Source organism: Raoultella sp. T31 (assembly GCF_002806725.1).
Lineage (GTDB): Bacteria > Pseudomonadota > Gammaproteobacteria > Enterobacterales > Enterobacteriaceae > Klebsiella > Klebsiella electrica.
Map to the genome: position 1 here is coordinate 79,695 of NZ_PIBO01000010.1, position 26,059 is coordinate 105,753.

The following is a 26,059-nucleotide window of genomic DNA, read 5'->3' on the forward strand; positions in this document are numbered from 1 at the left end:
AATGGTCGAAACATTGCTCGAAGTGCGTAATCTGAGTAAGACCTTTCGCTACCGTACCGGCTGGTTTCGTCGTCAGATGGTGGAAGCGGTGAAACCGCTCAGTTTTACGCTGCGCGAGCGCCAGACGCTGGCGATTATTGGTGAGAACGGCTCGGGAAAATCAACGCTGGCGAAAATGCTGGCGGGCATGATCGAGCCGACATCCGGCGAGCTGCTGATTGACGATCATCCGCTGACGTTTGGCGACTACTCTTTCCGCAGCCAGCGTATCCGCATGATTTTTCAGGACCCGTCGACCTCGCTCAACCCGCGGCAGCGTATTTCGCAGATCCTCGACTTCCCGCTGCGCCTGAATACCGATCTCGAACCGGAGGCGCGGGAGAAGCAGATTATTGAGACGCTGCGGATGGTCGGCCTGCTGCCGGACCACGTGAGCTACTATCCGCATATGCTGGCTCCAGGGCAGAAACAGCGTCTGGGCCTCGCACGCGCGTTGATTCTGCGTCCGAAAGTGATCATCTGCGATGAAGCCCTGGCGTCGCTGGATATGTCGATGCGTTCGCAGCTGATCAACCTGATGCTGGAGTTACAGGAGAAACAGGGGATTTCGTATATCTATGTGACCCAGCATCTGGGAATGATGAAGCATATCAGCGATCAGGTTCTGGTGATGCATCAGGGCGAGGTCGTCGAACGCGGCAGCACCGCCGATGTACTGGCGTCACCTCTGCATGACCTCACCCGACGCCTGATTGCCGGCCACTTTGGCGAGGCGCTGACCGCCGATGCCTGGCGCAAAGACGGTAAATAATCAGCACGCCTGTCCAACAGCCTTCACCGCTAAGAGCTCCCTGTATCCCTGGTTGCTGCGGCGCGGCCAACGTGGGAATATTCGCCGCCCCTGTCGAGATCTCAGACCTCGCCGAGCGAGCAGGTATCTGCTCCCGGCGGATACCTGGCTTCTGCTGGACGGCACAACCCGTCGTTAGCGCTCTTTTCCCCACCGAACTGCGCCAAACGGGCCTGATATCCGGTGATATACTGGAGGGTGTCCGCTCAGCATTACGCGTTAAGGCACGAAAATAGCGTGACATAAGGGGTCATCAGTGGGATATAATTCCCGGCTAAATTTGAGTTATTTTGAAATAACAACCTTAACCCCATGATTGTTAAAGTAAAAATAAGCAATAACGATAAGGATTAAAGCTATGGGTTTTCTTTCCGGTAAGCGCATTCTGGTCACTGGCGTTGCCAGCAAACTGTCCATCGCCTACGGTATTGCGCAAGCAATGCACCGTGAAGGGGCTGAACTGGCGTTCACCTATCAGAACGAAAAACTGAAAGGTCGTGTGGAAGAATTTGCCGCGGCACTGGGTTCCAACATCGTACTGCCGTGCGACGTGGCGGAAGATGAGAGCATCGACGCTCTGTTCGCTGAACTGACTAAAGTCTGGCCGAAATTTGATGGTTTCGTTCACTCAATCGGTTTTGCGCCGGCTGACCAGCTGGACGGCGATTATGTCAACGCGGTCACCCGCGAAGGTTTCAAAATCGCTCACGATATCAGCGCCTACAGCTTCGTGGCGATGGCGAAAGCCTGCCGCGGTATGCTGAACCCGGGTTCCGCCCTGCTGACGCTCTCCTACCTGGGCGCAGAGCGCGCGATTCCTAACTACAACGTTATGGGTCTGGCAAAAGCGTCTCTGGAAGCGAACGTGCGCTACATGGCGAACGCGATGGGTCCGGAAGGCGTGCGCGTCAATGCCATCTCTGCGGGTCCAATCCGTACGCTGGCAGCGTCCGGCATTAAGGACTTCCGTAAAATGCTGGCGCATTGCGAAGCGGTTACCCCGATTCGTCGTACCGTGACTATCGAAGACGTGGGTAACAGCGCAGCCTTCCTGTGCTCCAACCTGTCTGCCGGTATCTCCGGTGAAGTCGTTCACGTCGATGGCGGTTTCAGCATCGCGGCCATGAACGAACTGGAACTGAAATAAGTTCTTTTCCCTCCTCACGTCGGTGAGGAGGGATTGCCTTCGCCACATTCCTCACTTCTCTGCATTCTCTGCATTCTCTGCATTCTCTGCATTCTCTGCATTCTCTGCATTCTCTGCATTCTCTGCATTCTCTGCATTCTCTGCATTCCAGAGACGAACATTCCCCCTTGTTATTCCAAACAGCTATTTGTTAGCACGTATCAATATTTTCTCCCGCTTCGGGGTTACGCCAGGATAGTTACGCATACAGGGCCCACGGAAGTGCGGCCCGCCACCTACCGATCAAGGAACGCCCATGGAGCAACGCCGCGTTTATGGCAAAAACCACTGGTATCATGAAACCCAGTCAACAATCTGCCCGGTGGATGTGCTGCCGCTCGTCCCTGAAGCCGCCCATGTCGAAGATCGCTTTTTACTCGATCTGACGTTACCGGAAGAGTGGCTTCGCGCGCATGCGGGCTGGCTGATGCCAGCGCGATGTCTGGCCGACGCGCTCTTTCCCGCCTCGGTCGTCGTCAATCGTTTACAAACCGTTAGCGCCTATGACCGGCTGAGCACCGCGCTGACCGTCGCTCAGGTGTATGGCGTGCAGCGGCTGTGTAACCATTATGCCGCCCGACTGGCGCCGCTGCCGGGACCAGACTCTTCACGCGAGAGCAACCGCCGGCTGGCGCAAATGACCCAGTACGCCCGCCAGTTGGCCGGTTCGCCATCGGTCATTAACACCCTTTCCCGCAGCCAACTGGATGAGGTCGGATTAACCAGTCGCGATATGATTCTCATTAATCAGATTGTCGGTTTTGTCGGCTTCCAGGCGCGCGTAATTGCCGCGTTCCACGCTGGTCTCGGCTTCCCGGTGCGCTGGATGCCAGGAATGCCGCAGCAGGAAGATGCGCCGTCCGACGATTTTACGATCGGTCAACTGACCTGGGCGCCCGACATCAACGATACCGACCTCCGCTATGCCAGTGACGAACGCCAGGCGCTGCTGGCCGACTGGCTAGCGCATCCAGGTCTGTCCGGGCTGGCGCCGCTGCTTGCCGTCCACGAAACCCTTCTCAGCAGCCAACATCAATTACTCACCCGGTTGCGCGTGAATCAGCCTGTTTCTTCGCTGGTGGCGCTGATGACCGCGCGCATCAACGGTAGCGCCAGCTGCTTTAACGCCTGGGCCGAAAGCGGAACGGTTTCCCCGCAGCTTGTTGATGCGCTACGCAACGACGATCGCGCACTTGAGTCCTGGGTACAAAACCATCCCGCTGAGCGCAGCATCTTGCAGGCGGTACAGCTTTTAACCCGGGCGCCCGACCGTTTTAGCGCGGCGCAATTAACGCCCCTCGCTGAACATGGGCTTTCCCATGCGCAGATCATCGACATTCTGGCGTGGAGCGGAGCGTGTGGCTGGATAAATCGTCTGAAAATCGCCCTCGGAATCGTTCGTCAACAGACGTAAAATGCCAAACATCGCTTGCTGCCACAGGCATTATCGCGTAAAAATGTCAGCCGCTCTTTTAGCCACGAAAATACCTAACTATGTTTCAGGACAACCCGCTGCTAGCGCAGCTTAAACAGCAACTGCATTCCCAGACTCCTCGTGTTGAAGGGGTCGTTAAGGGGACGGAAAAAGGTTTTGGCTTCCTCGAAGTGGATGCGCAAAAAAGCTACTTTATTCCGCCGCCGCAAATGAAAAAAGTGATGCATGGCGACCGTATCAGCGCCGTGATCCACACCGAAAAAGAACGTGAAAGCGCCGAGCCGGAAGAGTTGATTGAACCTTTCCTGACCCGTTTCGTCGGTAAAGTGCATAAGAAAGATGACCGACTGTCGATCGTTCCCGATCATCCGCTGCTGAAAGACGCCATCCCCTGCCGCGCCGATCGTAGCGTGAACCATGATTTTAAAGAGGGTGACTGGGCCGTTGCTGAAATGCGCCGTCATCCGCTGAAAGGCGACCGCGGCTTTTATGCCGAATTAACCCAGTTTATTACCTTCAGCGACGATCACTTCGTTCCGTGGTGGGTCACGCTGGCTCGCCACAATCTGGAAAAAAAAGCCCCGGACGGCGTAGCGACCGAGATGCTGGATGAGGGTCTGGAACGTCGTGACTTAACGGCGCAGGACTTCGTCACCATCGACAGCGCCAGCACCGAAGATATGGACGATGCGCTGTATGTCGAAGCCGCCGCCGACGGCAAGCTGCATTTGACCGTTGCTATCGCCGATCCGACCGCCTGGATTGCCGAAGGCAGCAAACTGGACAAAGCGGCAAAAATTCGCGCCTTCACCAACTATCTGCCGGGCTTTAATATCCCGATGTTGCCGCGCGAGCTGTCTGACGACCTGTGCTCTCTGCGCGCTAACGAAGTGCGTCCGGTCCTCGCCTGCCGCATGATCCTGACGACTGACGGCACGATTGAAGACGATATCGAATTCTTCGCGGCGACCATTGAGTCAAAAGCCAAACTGGCCTACGACAACGTCTCTGACTGGCTGGAAAATACCGGCAGCTGGCAGCCTGAGAGCGAGTCTATCGCTCAGCAGATTAAACTGCTGCAGGATGTCTGCCTGCGCCGCGGCGAATGGCGTAAAACCCATGCGCTGGTGTTTAAGGACCGTCCGGACTACCGTTTCGTACTGGGCGAGAAAGGCGAGGTGCTGGATATCGTTGCCGAACCGCGCCGCATCGCGAACCGCATTGTCGAAGAGTCAATGATTGCGGCAAACATCTGCGCCGCCCGTGTTCTGCGCGACCAGCTGGGCTTTGGTGTTTATAACGTGCACACCGGCTTTGACCCGGCCAACACCGAACAGCTGGCAACGTTGCTGAAGACCCACGACGTCCACGTTGATCCGGTTGAAGTGCTGACGCTCGAGGGTTTCTGCAAACTGCGTCGCGAGCTTGATGCCCAGCCGTCGGGTTTCCTCGACAGCCGCATTCGTCGCTTCCAGTCCTACGCGGAAATCAGCACCGAACCGGGTCCGCATTTCGGCCTTGGCCTTGAAGCCTACGCCACCTGGACCTCACCAATTCGTAAATATGGCGACATGATTAACCATCGTCTGCTGAAAGCGATCATTAAAGGTGAAACGGCAACGCGTCCACAAGATGAAATTGCCGTACAGATGGCCGAGCGCCGCCGCCTGAACCGCATGGCCGAACGCGATGTGGGTGACTGGCTGTACGCCCGCTATCTGAGCCCGCAGGCAGGTACCGATACACGCTTCGCCGCGGAAATCATCGATATCAGCCGCGGCGGGATGCGCGTGCGTCTGGTGGATAACGGCGCCGTCGCCTTTATCCCGGCGCCGTTCCTGCACGCCGTGCGTGATGAGCTGGTTTGTAGCCAGGAAAACGGTACCGTGCAGATCAAAGGCGAAACCGTCTACAAAGTCACTGACGTTATCGACGTCAAGATTGCTGAAGTCCGTATGGAAACCCGCAGCGTCATCGCGCGTCCGTTCGCCTGATAGCCGTCTTCAGCGGCTCCCGTTATCGGGGGCCGCTTGTTTTTTCTCCGCACTGTCTGCTATTGCCCCGTTTTTCCTCGTTTTTCTGACGCTATAACGCAGATGATTTACGTTGTGCGTTTTTTTCTCTTCTCTTTTTCATCTGTTTTTTGCATCATTGATTTCATTCGTTTTTGTAACCAGGATAATGCTATGTCTGATCTGAATGCCCGCCTGCTCGCCCAACGTATCGATACCGTGCTGGATATTCTGGTTGCCGGAGATTATCACTCTGCAATTCATAATCTGGAGATCCTCAAAGCGGAACTCCAGGCGCTTGCTGACGACGAGCCGGAAGCGAAACCCGGCCAACCGAAAGCACCCTGGGAAATCTGATCGCCCACATCGCCACAATCGCTCAATGAAGTCGATTGCAGCCAAAATTGCCCCCTAACTGTGATGTTGCTATGAACGCCCGACAACAAAGTATTTTGCAAATGGTCATCGATAAAGGCCGCATGAGCGTGGCCGATCTCGCGAAAATGACCGGTGTCTCTGAAGTCACGATTCGACAGGATTTGAATTTACTGGAAAAACAGAGCTATCTGCGCCGGACCCATGGTTTCGCCGTCCCGCTGGATAGCGAAGATGTCGAAACCCGGATGATGACTCATTTCTCGATCAAACGTGAACTGGCTACGCGCGCCGCAGAGCTGGTCAATGCGGGTGAGACGGTATTTATCGAAAACGGCAGTTGCAACGCCCTGCTCGCCCGCACGCTTGCCGAACGCGGCGACATTACCATCATCACCGTCAGCAGCTATATTGCGCATCTGCTTAAAGAGACGCCCGCAGAGGTCATTCTGCTCGGCGGGATCTACCAGAAGCGCAGCGAAAGTATGGTCGGTCCGCTCACGCGGCAGTTTATTCAGCAGGTGCACTTCAGCAAAGCGTTTATTGGCATCGATGGCTGGCAGCCGGAAACCGGTTTTACCGGCAAGGATATGATGCGCGCGGATGTGGTCAATGCCGTCCTTGAAAAAGGCTGTGAGGCGATTGTCCTGAGCGACAGTTCGAAGTTCAGCGTCGTGCACCCTTATCCGCTCGGTCCGGTGGCGCGGTTTAGCCGCATTATTACCGACAGCGGTCTGCACGATGACGCACGTCAGCAGCTGACGGAAAGCGGACTCACCGTCGATATTGTTAGTTGTTCCTGAATTCGCCCCGACTTGCTTTTTCGCCCGGCATTTTTTCTTTCTCCGCCGCCCACCGTCGTGGGCGCAGGCCGCATGAATCCCTGTCTGAGAGTATTCCGAGCCCGCAATTAAGAGTTTTTACCTGCCGGCAAAATTAAAAAAAAGTAGAATTAATGTTAGCGATATAACAGGAAGTGACTATCACCTGCGTGATTAAAGTACCGCCTGCGCAACTTAAGTTTCATGGAATAGCCCTTAAAACCTGGCATCACGCTATGCTTTAAAGGAAGTTGTATCCATGAATTGATTATTCAGGAGAAAATTATGATGACTTCAATGAGCAAAAAAATGGCTGCCGCTGTTCTGGCCGTTACCGTAGCAATGTCTCTGAGCGCATGTTCCCACTGGTCCAAACGCGATCGTAATACCGCCATCGGCGCAGGCGCAGGCGCACTCGGCGGCGCAGTCTTAACCGATGGCAGCACGCTCGGTACCCTGGGCGGCGCGGCAGTTGGCGGGATTATCGGTCACCAGGTTGGTAAATAAGGTCTCAACTGGATCAACGATAAAAATAATCCGCATCAGTAGACTTACAGACTCACGCACCTGCTAAAAATCAAGGCCACGGTATTTACCGTGGCCTTGTTATTGATTACCCGCCTGCCAGCTTAACTTTCATGCCTTTGGCTTCCAGCAGTGATTTAAGCAAATCGCGCTTATCGCCCTGAATTTCAATCACGCCATCTTTCACCGACCCGCCGCAGCCGCACTTCTTTTTCAGCTCGGCGGCCAGTTTTGCCAGCGCATCATCATCCAGGTCAATACCGACGATCAGGCATACGCCCTTGCCCTTGCGGCCGCTGGTCTGACGCTGGATACGTACCACGCCATCGCCTTTAGGGCGCTCAACGACCGCCTTCGGTTCATCGATACGGCCGCTTTCCGTCGAATAGACCAGACGGCTATTGGAATCGGTCATTATACCCCCTGAGTCAGTGACGCATTGATGCTGCGTAAGGTCGCTGCCGGATCCGCCGACTGAGTCACCGGACGACCAATCACCATATAGTCTACGCCGGCTGCCTGCGCCTGTTCCGGCGTCATGATACGGCGCTGGTCTCCGGCATCGCTACCCTGCGGGCGAATACCCGGCGTCACCAGCTTAAAGTCCTGCCCCAGTTCGTGCTTGAAGCGGGCCGCTTCCTGCGCAGAACAGACCACGCCGTCGAGGCCGCAGCGCTGGGTTAACGCCGCCAGTTTTGCCGCATGATCGGCGGGAGAAAGCGTGATGCCAAGATCCTGGAGATCGCTGGCTTCCATGCTGGTCAGGACGGTCACGGCAATCAGCAGCGGCGCGTCCTTGCCAAACGGCAGCAACGCTTCACGTGCCGCGGTCATCATTCGCGCACCGCCAGAGGCATGAACATTGACCATCCAGACACCCAGCTCTGCCGCCGCGGCTACCGCGCGCGCAGTGGTATTCGGGATATCATGAAATTTCAGGTCGAGGAAGACCTCAAAACCGCGCTGATGCAAGTCGCGAACAAACTGTGGCCCCAGCAGCGTAAACATCTCCTTGCCTACCTTCAGGCGGCAGTCGCGTGGATCAATACGGTCAACAAAGGCCAGCGCTTTGTCGCGGTTGTCATAATCGAGCGCAACAACAACGGGAGAGGATGTGACAACGCGAGGCGAAGATGAAGCAGTAGACGTCATGACCAGACCTTAATTGTTGATGGGCGCCGTTTGGCGCAAAAAAGGTAAACGGGCAGCATTCTACCTGCGATGGAGGGAAATTGACAGGCTGCTTTTCGCCGCCTGGCGGACGATGGCAGCGATGGTGTCAAAGGCAGCGGATGATAAAAACCCATAAGTATGTTGTAACTAAATTGCGCTTTTTTTAAAAACTATTGCCCGTCGAGGCCGCGAATGGGTTTAATCGTTGACCACGATCGGCACGACGGACAGTGCCAGTACAGAGTGTGAGCGGTAAAACCGCACTTTTGACAGCGGTAGCGCGGTTTACTGCGAACCTGCTCCCCCACCATATTGCGCAGAACGCCGAGGCTCTCCTTCGCGCGCCCCTCTTCGGCTTCATTAAGGTGGTAGTCCATCAGCTTATGGAACACCCGCATCGTCGGATGACGCTCCAGCTGGCGGGTAACATAGCTTTGGGCCGCCTCCACGCCTTCGCGCTGTTCGAGAATTTGCGCCAGCATCAGCTCCGCGGTCGCTCCGGCGTTTTCATCGACGCAGCGGCGCAGGAAGAGTTCCCATTCATCAAGTTTGCCCAGCTGCTGATAGCAGGTCTGCAGCATGTCAAGCGTTTCGCCCACCAGCTCTTTATCCTGATTGATGACCCGCTCCAGGCTCTCTACCGCTTTCGCGTAGTCGCCCTTCTCCATCCATACCCGGCCGATCATAATCGACACGCGGGCGCTGTTGCGGTCAGCCGCAGCCCCTTTTTTCAGCAGCGACATTGCTTTATCCATATCGCTGTTCGCCATCTGCTGCAGCGCAAGCTCGCACCAGAAGTTGGCAATGTCGCCCCGGTGTTTTTCTTTACCCAGCTTCACTAAACGCTCGGCAACATCAATGGCCGACTGCCAGTCGCTGGTGGCCTGATAGATTTGCAGCAGCTGCTGCAGCGCGCTGAGGCGAAAATCGGTTTCATCCACCAGTTGCTTGAACATATCTTCCGCGCGATCGTAGAGACCGGCGGCCATATAGTCGCGCCCCAGTTGCTGAACGGCCAGCAGCCGCTGATCGTAGGTCAGCGAGGCGCTCTCCATCAGGCTCTGGTGAATACGGATAGCCCGGTCAACCTCACCGCGCGAGCGGAACAGGTTACCCAGCGTCAGGTGGGCCTCAACGGTACCGGTGTCCTCTTTCAGCATGTCGAGGAACAGATCCACCGCTTTATCCTGCTGGTTGCTCAGCAGAAAGTTCACCCCGGTCACGTAGTCACGCGACAGGCGGCTAGCGTCGTCCTGTCTGGACTGTTGTGCACTTCTGCGCCCCATATACCATCCGTAAGCAGCGGCAACGGGCAAAAGCAGAAATAACAACTCCAGCATAAATGATTATTCCTTCACCGCAGGAACACCTGCGTCGGCTGGCGCGGCGTTGGCTGGCGCAATCTGATGTTCAAGGCGCTTGATTTTACGTTCAGCGCGAACCAGAGAAACGCGAACCCGCAGCCAGAAAAGGCCGCAAATCAACCAGCCAATTGCAAACCCTGCGGCAAAGAGCACTGCCAGCAACGTCGAAATACGGAATTCACCCTGCGCGAGCAAATAGTTGAACGTGACCAGTTGATCATTCTGTGCGCCTAAGGTCACGGAGATGACGAAGATGGCTAATACCAGTAAGAAAATCAGTAAATATTTCACACTACTTCCCGTTTTGTGGGTTGAGCGAAAAAATCCCGCGTTCAGCCCTATAAAGTATCATTTTCGCCGCAGCGGTGAAATGGAAAAGCATGGCACCCTGTCTGGATATGCGTCCGTCCGGCGCGGAAATCAACGTTACCCCTGATTTATCGTCCGCGTCTTAATCTCCTGCGCCTCTTCTCCCGGCGGCGTAAGCGGGCCGCACAGCCGCAGGGTTATCCAGGTGGCCAGGGTTACCAGCAGCCACGAGATAAAGGTAGCGACCAGCAAATCTTGCGGCCAGTGCATGCCCAGCGCCAGGCGGCTGCCCATTACGGCCGTCGCCCACGTCAGCAGCGCGGCGATGGTCAACCAGCGTCGCCGCGGCCACAGCAGTCCGACGCCCAACAAGGCCCAACTGGCCGCAAACATCGTGTGCCCGGACGGAAAAGCAAAACCGGTCTCTTTCTGCCAGTGCTTGCGCAGGAATCGAGGAATATCCTGCTCTTGCGCCAGCTGCTCATGCACCAGTTTAGCGCGTTCTTTGCGTTTTAACGCGTAGAATTGCTCAACCGGCACCTGCTGCGTCTTTTCCAGCCAAACCACAAAAGGACGCGGCTCCTGAACCTGCTCTTTTATCCAGGATTTTATGCCCTGCCCCAGCAGGATAGCCGCCCCCAGAATCACAAACAGCATCACCGCGGCGCGCAGACGAAAACGCAGACACCACAGGAACCAGCCGCATAAAACCGTATGGGTGATGATGCCCCACGGCTGAGTCACGCTCTCTGTCACCCAGTAGAGCAGTTTTAACCACGCTTGCGGAAGGTCTGGCTGCCACTTCCAACCGGATACCCACACCACGCCGGGCATAATCATAAGCAATGCCGCACCGAGGGCGGTTCGTCTGGCAATCGACAGCATCTTCTCTCCTTATCTCTCCTTATCTCTTCTTCCGACTATCATAACGGAAAGTGGTACGTTTGTGCGCTTTACGCGCAGGCAGCCGTGCGTAATTAGGAGAACGTCGCGCCATTGTGGCAAAATAGCGCCAAACAGAAAGCACATTCAGGTGCTGACAGAATCTGGAGAATCACATGCAGCTTAAACGTGTGGCAGAAGCCAAACTGCCAACCCCCTGGGGCGATTTCCTGATGGTGGGATTTGAAGAACTGGCAACCGGGCAGGATCATGTCGCGCTGGTCTTCGGCGATATTTCGGGCCAGTCCCCGGTCCTTGCTCGCGTACATTCTGAGTGCTTAACGGGTGACGCCCTTTTTAGTCTGCGTTGTGATTGTGGTTTTCAGCTCGAAGCGGCGCTGTCGCATATTGCCGAAGAGGGGCGCGGTATCCTGCTGTACCACCGTCAGGAAGGCCGCAACATTGGTCTGCTGAATAAAATTCGCGCCTATGCGTTGCAGGATCAGGGCTATGACACCGTGGAAGCCAACCATCAGCTGGGTTTTGCGGCGGATGAGCGCGACTTTACGCTGTGCGCGGATATGTTCAAACTGCTCCACGTCGACCAGGTGCGTTTGCTGACCAACAACCCGAAAAAAGTGGAAATTCTCAGCGAAGCCGGGATTAATATCGTTGAACGCGTGCCGCTGATTGTCGGGCGCAACCCGAAAAATGCCCACTATCTGGACACCAAGGCCGCCAAAATGGGGCATCTGTTGAATAAATAAGTCGGCAGAAAAAGACAGGGCCAGCGCTTGCTGGCCCTTTTTTTTACAGCATGTTGCGGATCACATAATGCAGAATGCCGTCATTCTGATAGTAGGTCAGTTCGGTGGCGGTATCGATGCGGCAACGGCAGTCGATCGTCTCCTGCCTACCGTCCGCCCGCGTCAGGGTCACCGGCACCGTCGCGCCTGGCTGCAAGGCCTGCAGGTTGCTGATATCTATCCGCTCCTCCCCGTTCAGCCCCAGCGTTTTACGCGTGACGCCCTGCGGGAACTCCAGCGGCAGGATCCCCATCCCTATCAGGTTGGAACGGTGAATACGCTCAAATGATTCAGCGATAACCACCCGCACGCCCAACAACCGCGGGCCTTTCGCCGCCCAGTCGCGGCTGGAACCGGAACCGTACTCTTTCCCGGCCACCACCGCCAGCGGGATCCCCTCATTTTTATAACGCATCGCCGCGTCATAAATCGCAATCGGTTCGCTGTCCGGCAGATGTCGGGTCATCCCTCCTTCCACGCCCGGCACCATTTCGTTGCGAATACGGATGTTGGCGAAGGTCCCGCGCATCATCACCTCGTGGTTGCCGCGGCGGGAACCGTAGGAGTTAAAGTCAGCGCGCGCGACGCCATGTTGCTGTAAATAGCGCCCGGCCGGGCTGTCCTGCTTGATACTCCCGGCCGGAGAGATGTGGTCCGTGGTGACCGAGTCGCCGAGCATCGCCAGAATACGCGCGCCGTGAATGTCCTCTACCGGCTCAGGCTGAACCCCCATCTGGTCAAAGAATGGCGACAGACGGATATAGGTTGAATCCTCCTGCCAGTCGTAAGTATCGGAGCGATCGACGTGAATGGCTTTCCACTCCGGCGTTCCTTCAAATACCTCCGCGTACTCTTTGTGGAACATATCGGTCGTGACCTGCTCAACCGCCTGGGCGATCTCAAGGCCGCTCGGCCAGATATCCTTCAGATAGACCGGCTGACCATTTTTACCGGTGCCAAGCGGATCGCGGGTCAGATTGACATTCATGTTCCCGGCCAGGGCGTAGGCCACGACCAGCGGCGGCGATGCCAGCCAGTTGGTTTTCACCAGCGGATGAATACGCCCTTCGAAGTTACGGTTACCGGACAACACCGCGCCGACGGTTAAATCCCCTTTTTTGATAGCCTCTTCGATCGGTTCTGGCAGCGGCCCGGAGTTACCGATACAGGTAGTACACCCATAGCCGACCAGGTTGAAACCCAGCTCGTCGAGATACGGCGTCAGCCCGGCGTGGGCCAGATAATCCGACACCACTTTCGATCCTGGCGCCAGAGAGGCTTTCACCCACGGCTGCGGTTTCAGGCCCAGCGCAACCGCTTTTTTGGCCAACAGGCCAGCGGCCATTAGCACGCTGGGGTTAGAGGTGTTGGTACAGGAGGTGATAGCGGCAATCGCCACTGCACCGTCGGGCAGCGAATAGCGATGTCCGTTCAGCGTATAGTCGACCGGCTGGCGCTGTTTTTGTGTCTGATTAACCTCCAGCTCGCTGCTGGCGGCAAAGGCTTTCGGGACATCTCCCAGCGCCACGCGATCCTGCGGCCGTTTTGGCCCCGCCAGACTCGCTTCGACAGTACCCATATCCAGTGCCAGCGTACTGGTGAAGATCGGCTCATCGCCCGTCTGACGCCACATGCCCTGCGCTTTAGCATAGGCTTCCACCAGCGCCACCTGTTCATCGCTACGGCCGCTCAGCCGCATATAGCTGAGGGTTACCGCATCAATCGGGAAGAAGCCGCAGGTCGCACCGTATTCGGGGGACATATTGGCGATGGTCGCGCGGTCGGCCAGCGGCAGCGAATCCAGACCATCGCCGTAAAACTCAACAAACTTACCCACCACGCCGTGCTGACGCAGCATCTGAGTCACGGTGAGCACGAGGTCGGTGGCGGTAATGCCCTCGCGCAGTTTACCGCTCAGTTTAAAGCCCACCACATCCGGGATCAGCATTGAGACCGGCTGGCCCAGCATCGCGGCTTCCGCTTCAATACCGCCGACGCCCCAGCCCAGCACGCCCAGGCCGTTGATCATCGTGGTATGCGAATCGGTACCGACCAGCGTATCAGGCCAGGCCACCCATTCGCCGTTTTGCTCCTCACTCCAGACCGCTTTGCCAAGGTACTCCAGGTTAACCTGATGGCAAATACCGGTGCCCGGCGGCACGACGCTGAAGCGGCTGAACGCCTGCTGTCCCCAGCGCAGGAAAACGTAGCGCTCGTGGTTACGCTCCATCTCAAGACGCACGTTTTCCTCGAACGCATCGTCATTGCCGAAGCGATCGACGGTGACCGAGTGGTCGATAACCAGGTCCACCGGCGACAGCGGGTTGACCTTCGCCGTATCGCCTCCCAGGCGTTTGACCGCTTCACGCATTGCCGCGAGATCCACCACCGCGGGTACGCCGGTAAAATCCTGCATCAGCACGCGCGCCGGACGATAGGCGATTTCCCGGTCAGCATGGGCATGTTCAAGCCAGCCTGCCAGCGCGTGAATATCTTCGGCGGTGACCGAGTCACCGTCCTGCCAGCGCAGCAGATTCTCCAGCAGGACTTTAAGCGATTTGGGCAGACGGGTCAGATCGCCCAGTTCTTTAGCGGCCAGCGGTAAGCTGTAGTAGTGGTAGGTTTTATCTTTGACCTGTAGCGTATCCTTACTGGCTGCTCGTAGGGTTGACGACATAGCTCCTCCTTTATCACAGGGATGGCATGCCCTGATCCTCCTCAGGGTTAATATTAAAGATAACACATACCGGGCATAACACTTTGATAACAACCCGAATTGCTAAAATCGGCGGGAACGAATTGAAAAGCGATAAGGACAGAAAACCTGAATAACATCGCGGGAAAATGTTGAATACAATTGATGAAACGATGGTAAGAGAGGGAGTTGATTAATACGCAGGAACGAAAAAGAACTAATCGCCGGGTTATTGACGATTAGTTCAACAGTATGGATCAGGGATTAAAAACCATTGTGGCGAAATATATCCTCCTTGCTGCCATTAGTTTATTAACTTAAATAATACCTCGTATTTTGACTGTCATAAAAATGAAATATATTCAGACTCAGAAAAAAACGTTCAGCTAATGATCCAGACGTTACAAATGACCAACGCAACAATACTCCAGAACATCGCGAGCCCAAGGATAACAGCGCTCCAGGCCCGACTTCTCAACACAGGATCGATCTCCGTTTTGTCACTTTCCTGTGACATCGCAAACTTCATATAATCGATATCACTTATCATTTCATCACCACCAATCGCTAAAATTATCAGGTACGATTAAATATTAATTATGGGATTAAGATTAATCCAGCTAATTTTCTTAGAAATGGAGATCTTTAATCATTAATTTGATCGCGGCGGGTATATTTGAAAATGTGGTACGAGGAGTTAACGAAAATTGTGATTTATACGAGGTTTAGAGGCCCGATTATAGGCCATAATAGGCTCTGGCATCCCCGTAAGGATGCCATTATCATTTACAGGGCTATTTTTCCGGTAGTTTAATATCTTTAAACATTGCCTCAATATCTTCATTCGAGCGCAAGGCCACCGCAGTATCCACCACATCTCGCGTCAAATGCGGCGCAAAACGTTGAATAAAATCATACATATAGCTACGAAGGAAGGTGCTGCGGCGGAAACCTATTTTCGTGGTGCTGTGGCTGAAAATACCGTTAGCATCAAGCTTAACCAGGTCAGGATCGGAGACCGGATCCACCGCCATGCTGGCAATCACCCCGACCCCAAGGCCAAGACGGACATAGGTTTTGATAACGTCAGCATCGGTGGCGGTGAAAACGATACGTGGCGTCAGCCCGGCACGGTTAAAGGCGGTATCCAGCTCAGAACGGCCGGTAAAGCCGAAGGTGTAGGTGACCAGCGGGTACTGGGCCAGCTCTTCAATCGTCACCGACCCACGGGAGGCCAGCGGATGTTCAGGCGTCACCACAATCGAACGATTCCAGTGATAGCATGGCAGCATGACCAGATCATCATAGAGATGCAGTGCTTCGGTCGCGATGGCGAAATCCGCGTTCCCCTTTGACACCGCTTCCGCAATTTGTGTCGGCGAGCCCTGATGCATATGCAAGGAGACGCGCGGATAGCGCTCAATAAAGCCTTTTATCACCCCAGGTAACGCATAGCGGGCCTGAGTATGGGTGGTAGCCACATACAGCGAGCCTTTGTCAGGCCAGGTATGTTCGCCTGCGACCGATTTAATCGCATCAACCTTCGACAGGACTTCGCGGGCGATGCGGATGATCTCCTGACCGGCCGGCGTCACCTGAGTTAAATGTTTGCCGCTACGGGCGAAAATCTGAATACCGAGCTCATCTTCCAGCATGCGTACCTGCTTGCTGATACCGGGCTGTGAGGTATACAGACCTTCGGCAGTCGAGGAGACATTCAGATTATGGTTAACAACCTCAACGATGTAGCGGAGCTGCTGTAGTTTCATGGCTGATATCCGTTAACGCGTAAAATGAATTCGTTCATACATTTTACGTTCAGGCCGCCTGTCGGCAAGCTGCACGTTTGCCGTCCCTGCGACTCGCCGCTATGGCGCCACAAAGCATCCTGAACACGATGATGTATAAGACGATTTAATAATAAAAAAGAGATTAGCTATAACCACTATATCATTTATATCTACAGTGTATAGACACTAACGAAAAATAATAAGCTGGTTATAAGGCTATCGTCCGGCGTACAGGAATGGCGAATAAGGCAGGAAAATCAGTGACAAAAAGGGCCGCATCGCGGCCCTTCAGGAGAGTACTGCTTACTTGCTGGCTTCAGTCCATTTACCGTCAATATAGAAGGCTGACCAACCGGTCGCTTTACCCTCTTTTTCTGACGCCACGTACTGCTGCTTGCTTTTACGGCTAAAACGCACCAGCGTTTTATTACCGTCAGGATCCTGCTGCGGCGCGTCGGCCAGATAACGCAGTTTCTCCGGCAGACGATCGCGGAAGCGATACAGTTCTTCCACCAGCGGCGCACGAGTTTCACGCGATTTCGGGAAGGTGTTTGCCGCGAGGAAAACACCGGCCGCCCCATCCCGCAGAACAAACCAGGCGTCCGACTTCTCACACGGCAGCTCCGGTAACGGAACCGGATCTTCCTTCGGCGGAGCGACTTCGCCGTTACGCAGAATTTTACGCGTATTCTTACATTCGTCGTTGGTGCAAGCCATGTACTTACCAAAACGTCCCATTTTCAGGTGCATTTCAGAACCACATTTTTCACACTCAACGATCGGGCCGTCATAACCCTTGATGCGGAACTCGCCCTCTTCAATCTCATAGCCATCGCAGGTCGGGTTGTTACCACAGACGTGCAGCTTGCGCTTAGGATCGATCAGGTAGCTGTCCATCGCCGTGCCGCACTTCTGGCAGCGACGCTTGGCGCGCAGCGCGTTGGTTTCGGCATCGTCGCCTTCCAGCACGTTGAGCACTTCGTTTTCCGGCACCAGGTTAATGGTGGTCTTGCAGCGTTCTTTCGGCGGCAGCGCATAGCCGGAACAACCGAGGAACACCCCGGTGCTGGCCGTGCGAATCCCCATCTTACGCCCGCAGGTCGGACAGTCGATGCTGGTCAGCACCATCGGGTTCGGCTGCATGCCGCCCTCTTGCGGATCCTTCTCCGCCGTTTCCAGCTGGGTGGTGAAGTCACCGAAGAAGTGATTCAGCACCTGACGCCATTCGGCCTGATGATTCGCCACCTGATCGAGGCGATCTTCCATTTGCGCGGTAAAATCGTAGTTCATCAGGTCGCGGAAATTCTCTTCCAGACGATCGGTGACAATCTCACCCATTTTCTCGGCATAGAAGCGACGGTTTTCCACCCGCACGTAGCCGCGATCCTGAATGGTCGAAATGATCGACGCATAGGTAGACGGACGGCCAATCCCGCGTTTTTCCAGCTCTTTAACCAGCGAGGCTTCGCTAAAGCGCGCAGGCGGCTTGGTAAAGTGCTGTGCCGGAATCAGTTCGACCAGGCTCAGGCTCTCGCCTTGATTGACGACCGGTAGCGTCCGATCTTCATCGCCTTTACGCAGCGCCGGCATCACTTTGGTCCAGCCGTCAAAACGCAGGGTACGACCGCGCGCTTTGAGTTTAAAGTCGCCGGCTTTCACGGTCAGCGTGGTGGAGTCGTACTGCGCCGGCGTCATCTGACAGGCGACAAACTGGCGCCAGATCAGCTGATACAGTTTCAGCGCGTCGGCTTCCATCCCTTTCAGGTCTTCAGCCATCACGTTGACGTCAGAAGGACGAATCGCTTCGTGCGCTTCCTGTGAGTTTTCTTTGCTGGTGTACTGATTGGCGCTCTCTGGCAGATATTTTTTGCCAAAGTTATCGTCGATATAGCCGCGAACCATGCTCAGCGCATCCTGACTCAGGTTCGTTGAATCGGTACGCATGTAGGTGATGTAGCCAGCTTCATAGAGACGCTGCGCCATCATCATGGTTTTCTTCACGCCGAAGCCCAGGCGGGTGCTGGCTGCCTGCTGCAAGGTCGAGGTAATAAACGGCGCGCCGGGCTTGCTGCTGGTCGGTTTGTCTTCGCGCTCCAGCACGCTGTAGCTGGCTTTCTCCAGCAGCGCAACGGCAGCCATCGTTTCATCGCGGTTCACCGGACGGAACGGCTTGTCGTGCTTATGCGTCACCTGCAGCGGTAGAACATCACCGCCCGGAGTGGTGGTGCTGGCGTCGATTTCCCAGAACTCTTCCGGCACGAACGCTTTAATTTCGCGTTCACGCTCCACGACCAGACGTACGGCAACCGACTGGACGCGGCCTGCGGACAGACCGCGGGCAATTTTTTTCCACAGCAGCGGAGAAACCATATAGCCCACGACGCGGTCCATAAAACGGCGCGCCTGCTGGGCATTAACACGATCGATATTCAGCTCGCCCGGCTTCTCAAAAGCCTGACGGATCGCATTTTTGGTGATTTCGTTGAACACCACGCGGCTATAGCGTTTGTCATCTCCACCGATCACTTCCCGCAGGTGCCATGCAATGGCCTCCCCTTCGCGGTCAAGGTCAGTTGCGAGATAGATGTGGTCGGCTTTTTCCGCCAACTGTTTGAGTTCTGAAACTACCTTTTCTTTACCCGGAAGTACTTCATACTGAGCATCCCAGTCATGCCATGGGTCTACGCCCATACGATTGACCAGAGCGCTACGTTCATCCTTTTTAGGCTTTTTAGCCCCTTTGGTGGAGGTAGAGTCGGCGCTCTTTTTGGAAGCTGAGCCACTGGTCGGCAAATCACGGATATGACCCACGCTGGATTTCACCACGTAGTCATTACCCAGATACTTATTGATCGTTTTGGCTTTTGCCGGGGACTCAACGATAACGAGAGCTTTACCCATATTCACCTTTACCTAATTTGATTCATCCAGGAATACATCGCACATTTTGATTCACCATCCACTGACGACGTACGTCAAATGTTGCGACGCCGTCGATGGATATCAACCCTTTGCACGTCCAGTTCCACATCCATAAAACCAGATAGCTGAGTTTACTGACTTTTTCTCGTCAGGTGACATAGCACGAAGAATTTTTGGCCGAATGTCAAGCAAATCTGTTGCCAGATCGCCGAAAGCGTCACACTGTACCTGATAAAATTCGTTACGCAACTTTATTAGCATGCAAAAGCAAATCCTGCCAGTAAAGTCATGTTTCTTAGAGCTTTGCCATTAACCCTGTACTCTGAATGGAAAATTTGCCCCATCTCGCCGCGCGGCGTAAACTACCGGGCGAAGAATCACAGGAGTCACTTATGCAAGGTACAACCCAACCCATCGATCGCCAGTCGCTGCTTGAAATAGCCAACAAACTCATCCGCGAGCATGAAGATACGCTAGCCGGGATTGAAGCGACCGACGTCGTTCAGCGTAACGGCGTGCTGGTATTCAGCGGCGAGTTTTATCTTGATGAGCAAGGCTTGCCAACGGCGAAGAGCACGGCGGTATTCAATATGTTCAAATACCTCGCCCATGCGCTGTCAGAGAAATACCACCTGGCCGATTAAGCCCTCTTCTCTGTATTGAGCGGGCATAAAACGCCAACGCGAGGCAGTTGCCTCGCGTTGCTTTGTTCACATTCACTGATTACATCAGCGGCTTTTCCCCTCGCTGCCACCAGCGTAGCAGCAAACGGTCGGCGCTTTCGGCGGCGCTGCCGGTAAAACGGTCGAGCATTTTTTTGCGCTGCTGGTAACGAACGCCGATCACGTCGTGATTGTCGATCAGCCCCAGAAGCAGTTCATCGCTGGTTTCCACGACGTCTACCAGCCCTTTCTCCAGCGCCTGAACGCCGTACCAGTGTTCACCGGTGGCGACGGTCTCAATATCCAGCGATGGCCGCATCTCATGGACAAAATCTTTGAACAACTGATGGGTCTCATTCAGATCTTCGCGGAACTTGCGTCGACCTTCGTCAGTATTCTCACCCAGCATCGTCAAGGTACGTTTGTACTGACCGGCGGTATGCAGTTCGATATCGATATCTTTGTTCTTCAGGAAGCGATGCAGGTTAGGGATCTGCGCAACCACACCGATAGATCCCAGGATGGCGAACGGCGCAGCCACAATTTTGTTCGCCACGCAGGCCATCATGTAACCGCCGCTGGCCGCGACTTTATCAACCGCCACGGTTAAGGGTATTTGCTTATCGCGCAGACGCTGCAGCTGAGACGCCGCCAGGCCATAGCCGTGAACCACCCCGCCGGGGCTTTCCAGACGGAGGATCACCTGGTCGCGCGGTTTTACGGCCGCCAGAACCGCGGTGATCTCTTCGCGCAGGCTGGCGACTTCGTGGGCGTCCATACTGCCTTTGAAATCCAGCACCCAGGCGCGCGGTTTGCTGTTTGGTTCGCTAGCCCCAAGCTTAGCCCGCGCCCTGGCCGCCTTCGCCTCCTGCTTGTGCTTTTTCTTTTGCGCTTTGTGCCACACCTTTTGCTGCGGACCATCCAGCAGCGCGACCGCCAGCTCTTCCCGCATCTCTTTGTATTGCTCGCTGAGATTGGTTACCCGCAGTTCCCCACGTTGTTTCTTCCGCTGGGTCAGGTTAACAATGAGAGCGGTAATAACCGCAATGGCGACGACAACGGTCGCGATTTTGGCCAAAAACAGGCCATATTGAGCAAGTAATTCCACGTATTCACCTTGTGTAAACCACTGACGTTGAAGCACAGTGTACATCAGCCGGCGTCACCAAGTCTCTGCGCTTTGTGTGGTGCGCGAGCCCCCTTCCCGTTTTTTTCAGCGACGATGAAATCGTTGCAAGATGTTCATTCCGCGAAGAGTTTCCCCTTCGCTGATTGCAATGCCCGGCTGTTTCAGGCATAAAACGCAAAAGTATGAGACCGAATACAACGCGCGATCGTCAGCAGATTGCCCAAGGAGTCGCCGTGCACTATCAACCGCAGCATCATTTATTAAAAGATCGCATTATCCTGGTTACCGGCGCCAGCGACGGTATCGGCCGCGAGGCCGCATTGACCTATTCGCGCTACAGCGCAAGCGTTGTGCTGGTCGGACGTAACGAAGAGAAACTGCGCAGCGTGGCGCAGGAAATAGACCAGGCCGGCGGGCTTCCGGCGCGTTGGTTCACGTTGGATCTGTTAACCTGCACGCCGCAGGAGTGCCAGCAGCTGGCACAGCAGATTAGCGTCCACTACCCGCGTCTTGATGGCGTACTGCACAATGCCGGTCTGCTGGGCGATGTCTGCCCGATGGATCAACAGAAGCCGGAAGTCTGGCAGCAGGTGATGCAGGTCAACGTCAACGGCACCTTTATGCTGACCCAGGCGCTGCTTCCTTTATTACTCAAGTCTGAGTCGGGTTCGCTGGTCTTCACCTCCTCCAGCGTCGGCCGCCAGGGACGCGCCAACTGGGGCGCCTATGCGGCCTCCAAGTTTGCCACTGAAGGGATGATGCAGGTGCTGGCCGAAGAGTACCAGAGTCGTCACCTGCGGGTTAACTGTATCAATCCAGGCGGAACGCGCACCAAAATGCGCGCCAACGCGTTCCCGACGGAAGATCCGCAAAAGCTCAAAACCCCCGCCGATATTATGCCGGTTTATTTATGGCTGATGGGCGATGACAGCCGTCGCAAGACGGGAATGACTTTCGATGCCCAGCCAGGGCGTAAACCAGGAATTGCACAATGAGTGATGAACGCTACCGTGAACGCCAGCAGCGGGTAAAAGATAAAGTGGATGCCCGCGTGGCGGCAGCGCAGGAAGAACGCGGCATCGTCATCGTCTTCACCGGCAACGGAAAAGGCAAAACGACGGCCGGTTTTGGTACCGTCACCCGCGCTATCGGGCATGGGAAAAAAGCGGGCGTCATCCAGTTTATCAAAGGCACCTGGCCCAACGGCGAGCGCAACCTGCTGGAGCCGCACGGCGTAGAGTTTCAGGTGATGGCCACCGGGTTTACCTGGAATACCCAGGATCGTGAAAGCGATACGGCGGCCTGCCTTGCGGTCTGGGAACACGCGCAGCGGATGCTGGCCGACGAATCCCTGGACATGGTGCTGCTGGATGAGCTGACTTACATGGTGGCGTACGACTATTTGCCGCTCGAAACGGTCCTTAGCGCGCTGCGCAACCGCCCGCTACAGCAAACGGTAATCATCACCGGACGCGGCTGCCACCGGGAGATCATCGAGCTGGCCGATACCGTCAGCGAGTTGCGACCGGTTAAGCACGCATTCGATGCCGGTATCAAAGCGCAGATGGGGATTGATTACTGATAAGCGTGGCATTCAGCGGCAGGCGCAATGGATCTCCACCTGACGCCAGCACCGCTTAGAGAGGAATCCGGCGGGAACCCGCCGGATTTAAGCAGATTAGCCGTTGCTACGGCTGCCGCCCGAACGGCGGTTGTTGCTATTTCCCACCTGGGAATGGCGTTTCACCGCGCGGCGAATCTGATTCGCCTTCATACGGCGACGATCTTTCTCTACCGCGACTTTCGAGGTGGTTTCCGCAGGCAGTTCAACCAGCTCGCGCAGGTAGTTGGTTTGCGCCAGATCCAGCTCGGTATAGCCGCCGCGAGGCAGGCCTTTCGGCAACGGAATATCGCCGTAGCGCACGCGAATCAGACGGCTGACCTGCACGCCAACCGCTTCCCACAGACGGCGGACTTCACGGTTGCGCCCTTCGGTCAGCGTGACGTTGTACCACTGGTTAATCCCTTCGCCGCCAGCAAACTTGATCGTTTTAAACGCCGCCGGGCCATCTTCCAGCTGCACGCCGCGAGACAGCTGACGCAGTTTGTCGTCATCAACCTGACCAAACACACGTACGGCGTACTCACGTTCCACTTCGCGGCTCGGGTGCATCAGACGGTTTGCCAGTTCGCCATCGGTGGTGAACAGCAGCAGACCGCAGGTGTTGACATCCAGACGCCCCACCGCAATCCAGCGCGCGCCGCGCAGTTTCGGCAATCGGTCAAATACCGTCGGACGGCCTTCAGGATCGTTACGCGTGCAGAGTTCGCCTTCCGGCTTGTAATACGCCAGGACGCGGCAAATCTGTTCAGCGGACTCTTTCACCGAAATCAGATGACCATCGATACGAATTTTTAAACCCGGAACCACTTCTACACGATCGCCGAGGGTGGCGACTTTACCATCGACGCTGACGCGGCCAGCTTCGATTTTAGATTCAATTTCACGGCGGGAGCCGTGGCCGGCGCGGGCCAGCACTTTCTGTAATTTCTCGCTCATTGAGCTTCCTTAAGGTGTCGCCTTCCCAGGCGTCGGGATATCATGTATAAATCTATATAAATCAATGTGTTAGCACATTTCATTGAAAGCTATTATACGCACTTTTCACCAGTTTGTAACCCAGTTTGTTGTTCAGTACGTTGGTAATAAATAGTTTAGCTCTAACGCGAGTTTTAGACATGAAAAAGGGGAATGGAGACTTTCAAAACCAACTCAAAACATGCGGCGTCACCAGTGGAGCTATCAAATTATGTCGAAATGGTGAGCTACAAAATGCAGAAAATATGAAGATTGTCACTGACAATGCAGGATTTAGGAAAACGCTGAATAGAAATTCATAACAGAATGATAATCTGCTCGCTCCAGTTCAGGAGTTGACGATGAAAAAAATAATCCTTTTCGTTCTTGTATTAGCGAGTGTCTCCAGTTTATCCGGATGTATCATGCCCTGGTGGGGTCCCGGTGGTCATGGTGGTGGCGGAGGTCCAATGCAAGGACCTGGTGGCGGTGGCGGTGGATTTGGTGGTGGAGGTCATGGCCCAGGCTGAATCTAAACCACAGGCATAAAAAAACCGGGCGGTTTTACCCGTCCGGATTCGGCTTAGCCGCCAGCTGTGCTCTGACCGCTATTGATTTCCAGAAATAAAAAAGGGGCGTAATGCCCCTCTTTTAGTTACTTCCACTTGCAGATGTCGCTGCATTTAAATCAATAATGAGGTTATTTACTTTGCTATTAACTAATTGTTCAGCTTCATAGCTCAGGTATTGTCCTAATCTACTGCCATCAGGGCGAATACTCACTTCTGATTGCACTACAGGAGTAACATTAACATTGATTACAGGATTTACAGGAGATTGGGAAGAAGTTGTAATACTTCCCCCGTTAGGGATAATAGAATTGGCTGGAGTTTTATTTCCCTCTTTAAACCAGTCTCCTACAGCCTGCGGGTCAAATCCAAAAGTATCTTTCACCCAGGAGGCAGCAGCATTAGCAGAGCCAGCCACAGCATTATTAGCGCTATCAATTACGCTCGCATCACCAGATTTAAATATTGATGGAAACTCTTTCTGTAACCACCCCATAAATTTAGAATAGCCATCTGTAATCTGTGTAGCAAACATGGTGATATTTTTAATCAGATTACCAGTTTCACTTCCTAGCTCTTTAAAAGCAGGCCCCAATTTCTGAATAGAATTAACAAAATCATCACTATTACCAAATGCCTGAGTAAATCCGACCATCATTTGACGAAGATTTGAATCCATAGCTGCACCACCTAAACTCATAGTGCGTGCTAATTCCTTCGCTGCATCTTGTTGCTCTTTAGTTAATAAGCCTCCTGCTTTCTTTAACTCCTCAAAATTATTAGAAAGTTCAGCGCTGTTATTAGTCCAGAGTTTAGTATAATACATGGCATCATCATATAATGACTCAATTTTATTACTCATCTGCTCAGGAGTAAGACCTTTTTTCTGATAGCCGTTAACAATACGATTCATAAAATCAGCGGGAGATGTGGAATATTGTTTGATTTCTTCTTTACTCATTCCAAGGTCAGTCATAATAGTATCAATAGAACTATTACCACCTTTCCATTTTCCTGATTTAGTATCGAATACGCTATCCTGTCCAGACTGGTTTAGTTTCTCTGTTAAGTCTTTCATACCATCAACCAATTTTTGACGTCCTGTAACACCATCACTGCCACTGTCTATGCCATTAACCTGTGCATATCGCTGCATAGCTAATATTAGATTAGGGTCTACGTTAACACTTTTAGCGGAAGCGGAAAGTTCGTTAACATTACGGGCCTGTTCGGTCACAGCCGTTCTGATACGTTCCCCCAGGTATCCGGCAGCTAATACACCACCACCTGCCATCCCAGCACTAGCCAGAGCGCCTGTGCCAGCCCCTAAGAAGCCTCCAGACATAAACCCTTTCCCTACCCCTGCTAACTTCCCTCCAGTGCTTATAGAGGCTGTCTGAGTGGCTTGTGTGACACCTCTACGTGCTGCTGCTGCACGCCTAACTAGAGCTATCTCTTCCTTTATCAATTGATTCATACGAGCCTGACTAATTACACCCTGTTCGTATTGTTGTGTAATACCGTGGACCGCTTTTATAGCCCTATATTGCTCGTCTACTGTCCTTCCGGTGATACCATTTAACGCTAATGCTGCACTGCGTCTTTTAATATCTGCTGTATCAGCCATTTTAAGAGCCTGAGCCTGTGCTCTTGCAGCCGCATTATTACTAGCAGCCCCAGGAGCTTTAACGGGAGATGTTCCAGCAGCACCATTAACAATTTTCTGCTGAGCGTGTGCAGAAGCTACAGCTTGCTTAACCTGTTTTTTTAAATGTTTCTGGTCAAGACCCAGCTTTAATAATGGCTTCTGATTCTCAATAAATTGCTTAATATCTTTCACTGAGTCTTTAGCCTGCTTAAGACTATTCTTATCTACTGTGAAGTCAACTACGTTTCTAATTCTGCTAACCTTAATATCTAGCATATTGTTATTCCTCCACTTTCTCTGATTTCTCAGCGAGCATTACACAAAGCGT

23 protein-coding genes are annotated in these 26,059 nt (G+C 54.1%); 11 read left to right on the forward strand and 12 right to left on the reverse strand.

Features of this window, described 5'->3' with window-relative positions:
- Position 1: 1 nt before the first annotated feature.
- The 7 genes from sapF to osmB all read left to right on the forward strand — a co-directional run bounded on the left by sapF (position 2) and on the right by osmB (position 7,186).
- The gene (gene sapF, locus CWM52_RS09730) at positions 2-811 is read left to right on the forward strand and encodes a peptide ABC transporter ATP-binding protein SapF (protein WP_004861112.1); all 810 of its coding nucleotides are present in this window, start codon (positions 2-4) and stop codon (positions 809-811) included.
- Between the two features lie 397 nt (positions 812-1,208).
- Positions 1,209-1,997: an enoyl-ACP reductase FabI gene (fabI, locus tag CWM52_RS09735; protein WP_100683915.1), complete on the forward strand. Its 789-nt coding sequence runs from the start codon at positions 1,209-1,211 to the stop codon at positions 1,995-1,997.
- A 295-nt stretch (positions 1,998-2,292) separates the two neighbouring features.
- A complete protein-coding gene (locus tag CWM52_RS09740; RefSeq protein ID WP_100683916.1) occupies positions 2,293-3,450 on the forward strand; it encodes a carboxymuconolactone decarboxylase family protein in 1,158 nt (385 codons plus the stop codon).
- An 80-nt stretch (positions 3,451-3,530) separates the two neighbouring features.
- Positions 3,531-5,465, forward strand: coding sequence for an exoribonuclease II (locus CWM52_RS09745; protein WP_100683917.1), 1,935 nt, complete (start codon positions 3,531-3,533; stop codon positions 5,463-5,465).
- Positions 5,466-5,657: 192 nt separating this feature from the next.
- On the forward strand, positions 5,658-5,840 hold the full coding sequence (locus CWM52_RS09750; RefSeq protein ID WP_100683918.1) for a hypothetical protein: 183 nt from the start codon (positions 5,658-5,660) through the stop codon (positions 5,838-5,840).
- A gap of 71 nt (positions 5,841-5,911) precedes the next feature.
- On the forward strand, positions 5,912-6,661 hold the full coding sequence (locus tag CWM52_RS09755; RefSeq protein WP_100683919.1) for a DNA-binding transcriptional regulator YciT: 750 nt from the start codon (positions 5,912-5,914) through the stop codon (positions 6,659-6,661).
- A 306-nt stretch (positions 6,662-6,967) separates the two neighbouring features.
- Positions 6,968-7,186: an osmotically-inducible lipoprotein OsmB gene (osmB, locus tag CWM52_RS09760; protein ID WP_100683974.1), complete on the forward strand. Its 219-nt coding sequence runs from the start codon at positions 6,968-6,970 to the stop codon at positions 7,184-7,186.
- A 106-nt stretch (positions 7,187-7,292) separates the two neighbouring features.
- On the opposite strand, the gene yciH is transcribed toward osmB, so the two are convergent.
- The 5 genes from yciH to pgpB form a co-directional block, all read right to left on the reverse strand.
- Entirely contained in the window at positions 7,293-7,619 is a 327-nt protein-coding gene (yciH, locus tag CWM52_RS09765; RefSeq protein ID WP_100683920.1) for a stress response translation initiation inhibitor YciH, read from the reverse strand.
- Complete coding sequence (pyrF, locus tag CWM52_RS09770; protein WP_100683921.1) at positions 7,619-8,356, reverse strand: orotidine-5'-phosphate decarboxylase; 738 nt, start codon at positions 8,354-8,356, stop codon at positions 7,619-7,621. The genes yciH and pyrF overlap by 1 nt, the downstream gene beginning before the upstream one ends.
- Positions 8,357-8,547: 191 nt before the next feature.
- A complete protein-coding gene (lapB, locus tag CWM52_RS09775) occupies positions 8,548-9,717 on the reverse strand; it encodes a lipopolysaccharide assembly protein LapB (protein ID WP_100683922.1) in 1,170 nt (389 codons plus the stop codon).
- Positions 9,718-9,723: 6 nt separating this feature from the next.
- On the reverse strand, positions 9,724-10,032 hold the full coding sequence (locus CWM52_RS09780) for a LapA family protein (RefSeq protein WP_100683923.1): 309 nt from the start codon (positions 10,030-10,032) through the stop codon (positions 9,724-9,726).
- Positions 10,033-10,167: 135 nt separating this feature from the next.
- Positions 10,168-10,935: a phosphatidylglycerophosphatase B gene (gene pgpB / locus CWM52_RS09785; RefSeq protein ID WP_100683924.1), complete on the reverse strand. Its 768-nt coding sequence runs from the start codon at positions 10,933-10,935 to the stop codon at positions 10,168-10,170.
- A gap of 173 nt (positions 10,936-11,108) precedes the next feature.
- Between pgpB and ribA the strand changes: the two genes are divergently transcribed.
- On the forward strand, positions 11,109-11,699 hold the full coding sequence (gene ribA / locus CWM52_RS09790) for a GTP cyclohydrolase II (protein WP_004861045.1): 591 nt from the start codon (positions 11,109-11,111) through the stop codon (positions 11,697-11,699).
- A 43-nt stretch (positions 11,700-11,742) separates the two neighbouring features.
- Here ribA and acnA read toward each other — a convergent pair whose 3' ends face one another.
- The 4 genes from acnA to topA all read right to left on the reverse strand — a co-directional run bounded on the left by acnA (position 11,743) and on the right by topA (position 19,124).
- Positions 11,743-14,415, reverse strand: a complete 2,673-nt coding sequence (acnA, locus tag CWM52_RS09795; RefSeq protein WP_100683925.1) for an aconitate hydratase AcnA — start codon at positions 14,413-14,415, stop codon at positions 11,743-11,745.
- Between the two features lie 400 nt (positions 14,416-14,815).
- Entirely contained in the window at positions 14,816-14,983 is a 168-nt protein-coding gene (locus CWM52_RS09800; RefSeq protein WP_100683926.1) for a YmiA family putative membrane protein, read from the reverse strand.
- A gap of 244 nt (positions 14,984-15,227) precedes the next feature.
- Complete coding sequence (gene cysB, locus CWM52_RS09805; protein ID WP_004861036.1) at positions 15,228-16,202, reverse strand: HTH-type transcriptional regulator CysB; 975 nt, start codon at positions 16,200-16,202, stop codon at positions 15,228-15,230.
- Between the two features lie 324 nt (positions 16,203-16,526).
- Positions 16,527-19,124 carry a type I DNA topoisomerase gene (topA, locus tag CWM52_RS09810; RefSeq protein WP_100683927.1) on the reverse strand — a complete coding sequence of 866 codons (2,598 nt, stop codon included), beginning with the start codon at positions 19,122-19,124 and terminating at the stop codon, positions 16,527-16,529.
- Positions 19,125-19,537: 413 nt separating this feature from the next.
- On the opposite strand from topA, the gene CWM52_RS09820 reads away from it, so the two are divergent.
- Complete coding sequence (locus tag CWM52_RS09820) at positions 19,538-19,789, forward strand: YciN family protein (protein ID WP_100683929.1); 252 nt, start codon at positions 19,538-19,540, stop codon at positions 19,787-19,789.
- A 79-nt stretch (positions 19,790-19,868) separates the two neighbouring features.
- Here CWM52_RS09820 and sohB read toward each other — a convergent pair whose 3' ends face one another.
- Positions 19,869-20,915 carry a protease SohB gene (sohB, locus tag CWM52_RS09825; RefSeq protein WP_100683930.1) on the reverse strand — a complete coding sequence of 349 codons (1,047 nt, stop codon included), beginning with the start codon at positions 20,913-20,915 and terminating at the stop codon, positions 19,869-19,871.
- A 254-nt stretch (positions 20,916-21,169) separates the two neighbouring features.
- On the opposite strand from sohB, the gene CWM52_RS09835 reads away from it, so the two are divergent.
- Together CWM52_RS09835 and cobO are read left to right on the forward strand one after the other, a co-directional pair.
- Complete coding sequence (locus CWM52_RS09835; RefSeq protein WP_100683931.1) at positions 21,170-21,931, forward strand: YciK family oxidoreductase; 762 nt, start codon at positions 21,170-21,172, stop codon at positions 21,929-21,931.
- Positions 21,928-22,518 carry a cob(I)yrinic acid a,c-diamide adenosyltransferase gene (cobO, locus tag CWM52_RS09840; protein ID WP_100683932.1) on the forward strand — a complete coding sequence of 197 codons (591 nt, stop codon included), beginning with the start codon at positions 21,928-21,930 and terminating at the stop codon, positions 22,516-22,518. Before CWM52_RS09835 ends, cobO begins: the two co-directional genes overlap by 4 nt.
- Positions 22,519-22,614: 96 nt before the next feature.
- Here the strand turns inward: cobO and rluB are convergent, their stop codons facing one another.
- Together rluB and CWM52_RS09850 are read right to left on the reverse strand one after the other, a co-directional pair.
- Complete coding sequence (gene rluB / locus CWM52_RS09845; protein ID WP_004861010.1) at positions 22,615-23,496, reverse strand: 23S rRNA pseudouridine(2605) synthase RluB; 882 nt, start codon at positions 23,494-23,496, stop codon at positions 22,615-22,617.
- Positions 23,497-24,165: 669 nt separating this feature from the next.
- The gene (locus tag CWM52_RS09850; RefSeq protein WP_100683933.1) at positions 24,166-26,007 is read right to left on the reverse strand and encodes a hypothetical protein; all 1,842 of its coding nucleotides are present in this window, start codon (positions 26,005-26,007) and stop codon (positions 24,166-24,168) included.
- Between the last annotated feature and the right edge of the window lie 52 nt (positions 26,008-26,059).

What these genes read in the sequence shown, in the direction of transcription:
- rluB (WP_004861010.1), bottom strand. Translation starts at nt 23,496, where the DNA reads ATGAGCGAGAAATTACAGAAAGTGCTGGCCCGCGCCGGCCACGGCTCC.
- ribA (WP_004861045.1), top strand. Translation starts at nt 11,109, where the DNA reads ATGCAGCTTAAACGTGTGGCAGAAGCCAAACTGCCAACCCCCTGGGGC.
- CWM52_RS09740 (WP_100683916.1), top strand. Translation starts at nt 2,293, where the DNA reads ATGGAGCAACGCCGCGTTTATGGCAAAAACCACTGGTATCATGAAACC.
- CWM52_RS09800 (WP_100683926.1), bottom strand. Translation starts at nt 14,983, where the DNA reads ATGATAAGTGATATCGATTATATGAAGTTTGCGATGTCACAGGAAAGT.
- topA (WP_100683927.1), bottom strand. Translation starts at nt 19,124, where the DNA reads ATGGGTAAAGCTCTCGTTATCGTTGAGTCCCCGGCAAAAGCCAAAACG.
- CWM52_RS09850 (WP_100683933.1), bottom strand. Translation starts at nt 26,007, where the DNA reads ATGCTAGATATTAAGGTTAGCAGAATTAGAAACGTAGTTGACTTCACA.
- osmB (WP_100683974.1), top strand. Translation starts at nt 6,968, where the DNA reads ATGACTTCAATGAGCAAAAAAATGGCTGCCGCTGTTCTGGCCGTTACC.
- CWM52_RS09745 (WP_100683917.1), top strand. Translation starts at nt 3,531, where the DNA reads ATGTTTCAGGACAACCCGCTGCTAGCGCAGCTTAAACAGCAACTGCAT.
- cobO (WP_100683932.1), top strand. Translation starts at nt 21,928, where the DNA reads ATGAGTGATGAACGCTACCGTGAACGCCAGCAGCGGGTAAAAGATAAA.
- sapF (WP_004861112.1), top strand. Translation starts at nt 2, where the DNA reads ATGGTCGAAACATTGCTCGAAGTGCGTAATCTGAGTAAGACCTTTCGC.
- cysB (WP_004861036.1), bottom strand. Translation starts at nt 16,202, where the DNA reads ATGAAACTACAGCAGCTCCGCTACATCGTTGAGGTTGTTAACCATAAT.
- pgpB (WP_100683924.1), bottom strand. Translation starts at nt 10,935, where the DNA reads ATGCTGTCGATTGCCAGACGAACCGCCCTCGGTGCGGCATTGCTTATG.
- acnA (WP_100683925.1), bottom strand. Translation starts at nt 14,415, where the DNA reads ATGTCGTCAACCCTACGAGCAGCCAGTAAGGATACGCTACAGGTCAAA.
- CWM52_RS09755 (WP_100683919.1), top strand. Translation starts at nt 5,912, where the DNA reads ATGAACGCCCGACAACAAAGTATTTTGCAAATGGTCATCGATAAAGGC.
- fabI (WP_100683915.1), top strand. Translation starts at nt 1,209, where the DNA reads ATGGGTTTTCTTTCCGGTAAGCGCATTCTGGTCACTGGCGTTGCCAGC.
- CWM52_RS09750 (WP_100683918.1), top strand. Translation starts at nt 5,658, where the DNA reads ATGTCTGATCTGAATGCCCGCCTGCTCGCCCAACGTATCGATACCGTG.
- pyrF (WP_100683921.1), bottom strand. Translation starts at nt 8,356, where the DNA reads ATGACGTCTACTGCTTCATCTTCGCCTCGCGTTGTCACATCCTCTCCC.
- CWM52_RS09820 (WP_100683929.1), top strand. Translation starts at nt 19,538, where the DNA reads ATGCAAGGTACAACCCAACCCATCGATCGCCAGTCGCTGCTTGAAATA.
- yciH (WP_100683920.1), bottom strand. Translation starts at nt 7,619, where the DNA reads ATGACCGATTCCAATAGCCGTCTGGTCTATTCGACGGAAAGCGGCCGT.
- lapB (WP_100683922.1), bottom strand. Translation starts at nt 9,717, where the DNA reads ATGCTGGAGTTGTTATTTCTGCTTTTGCCCGTTGCCGCTGCTTACGGA.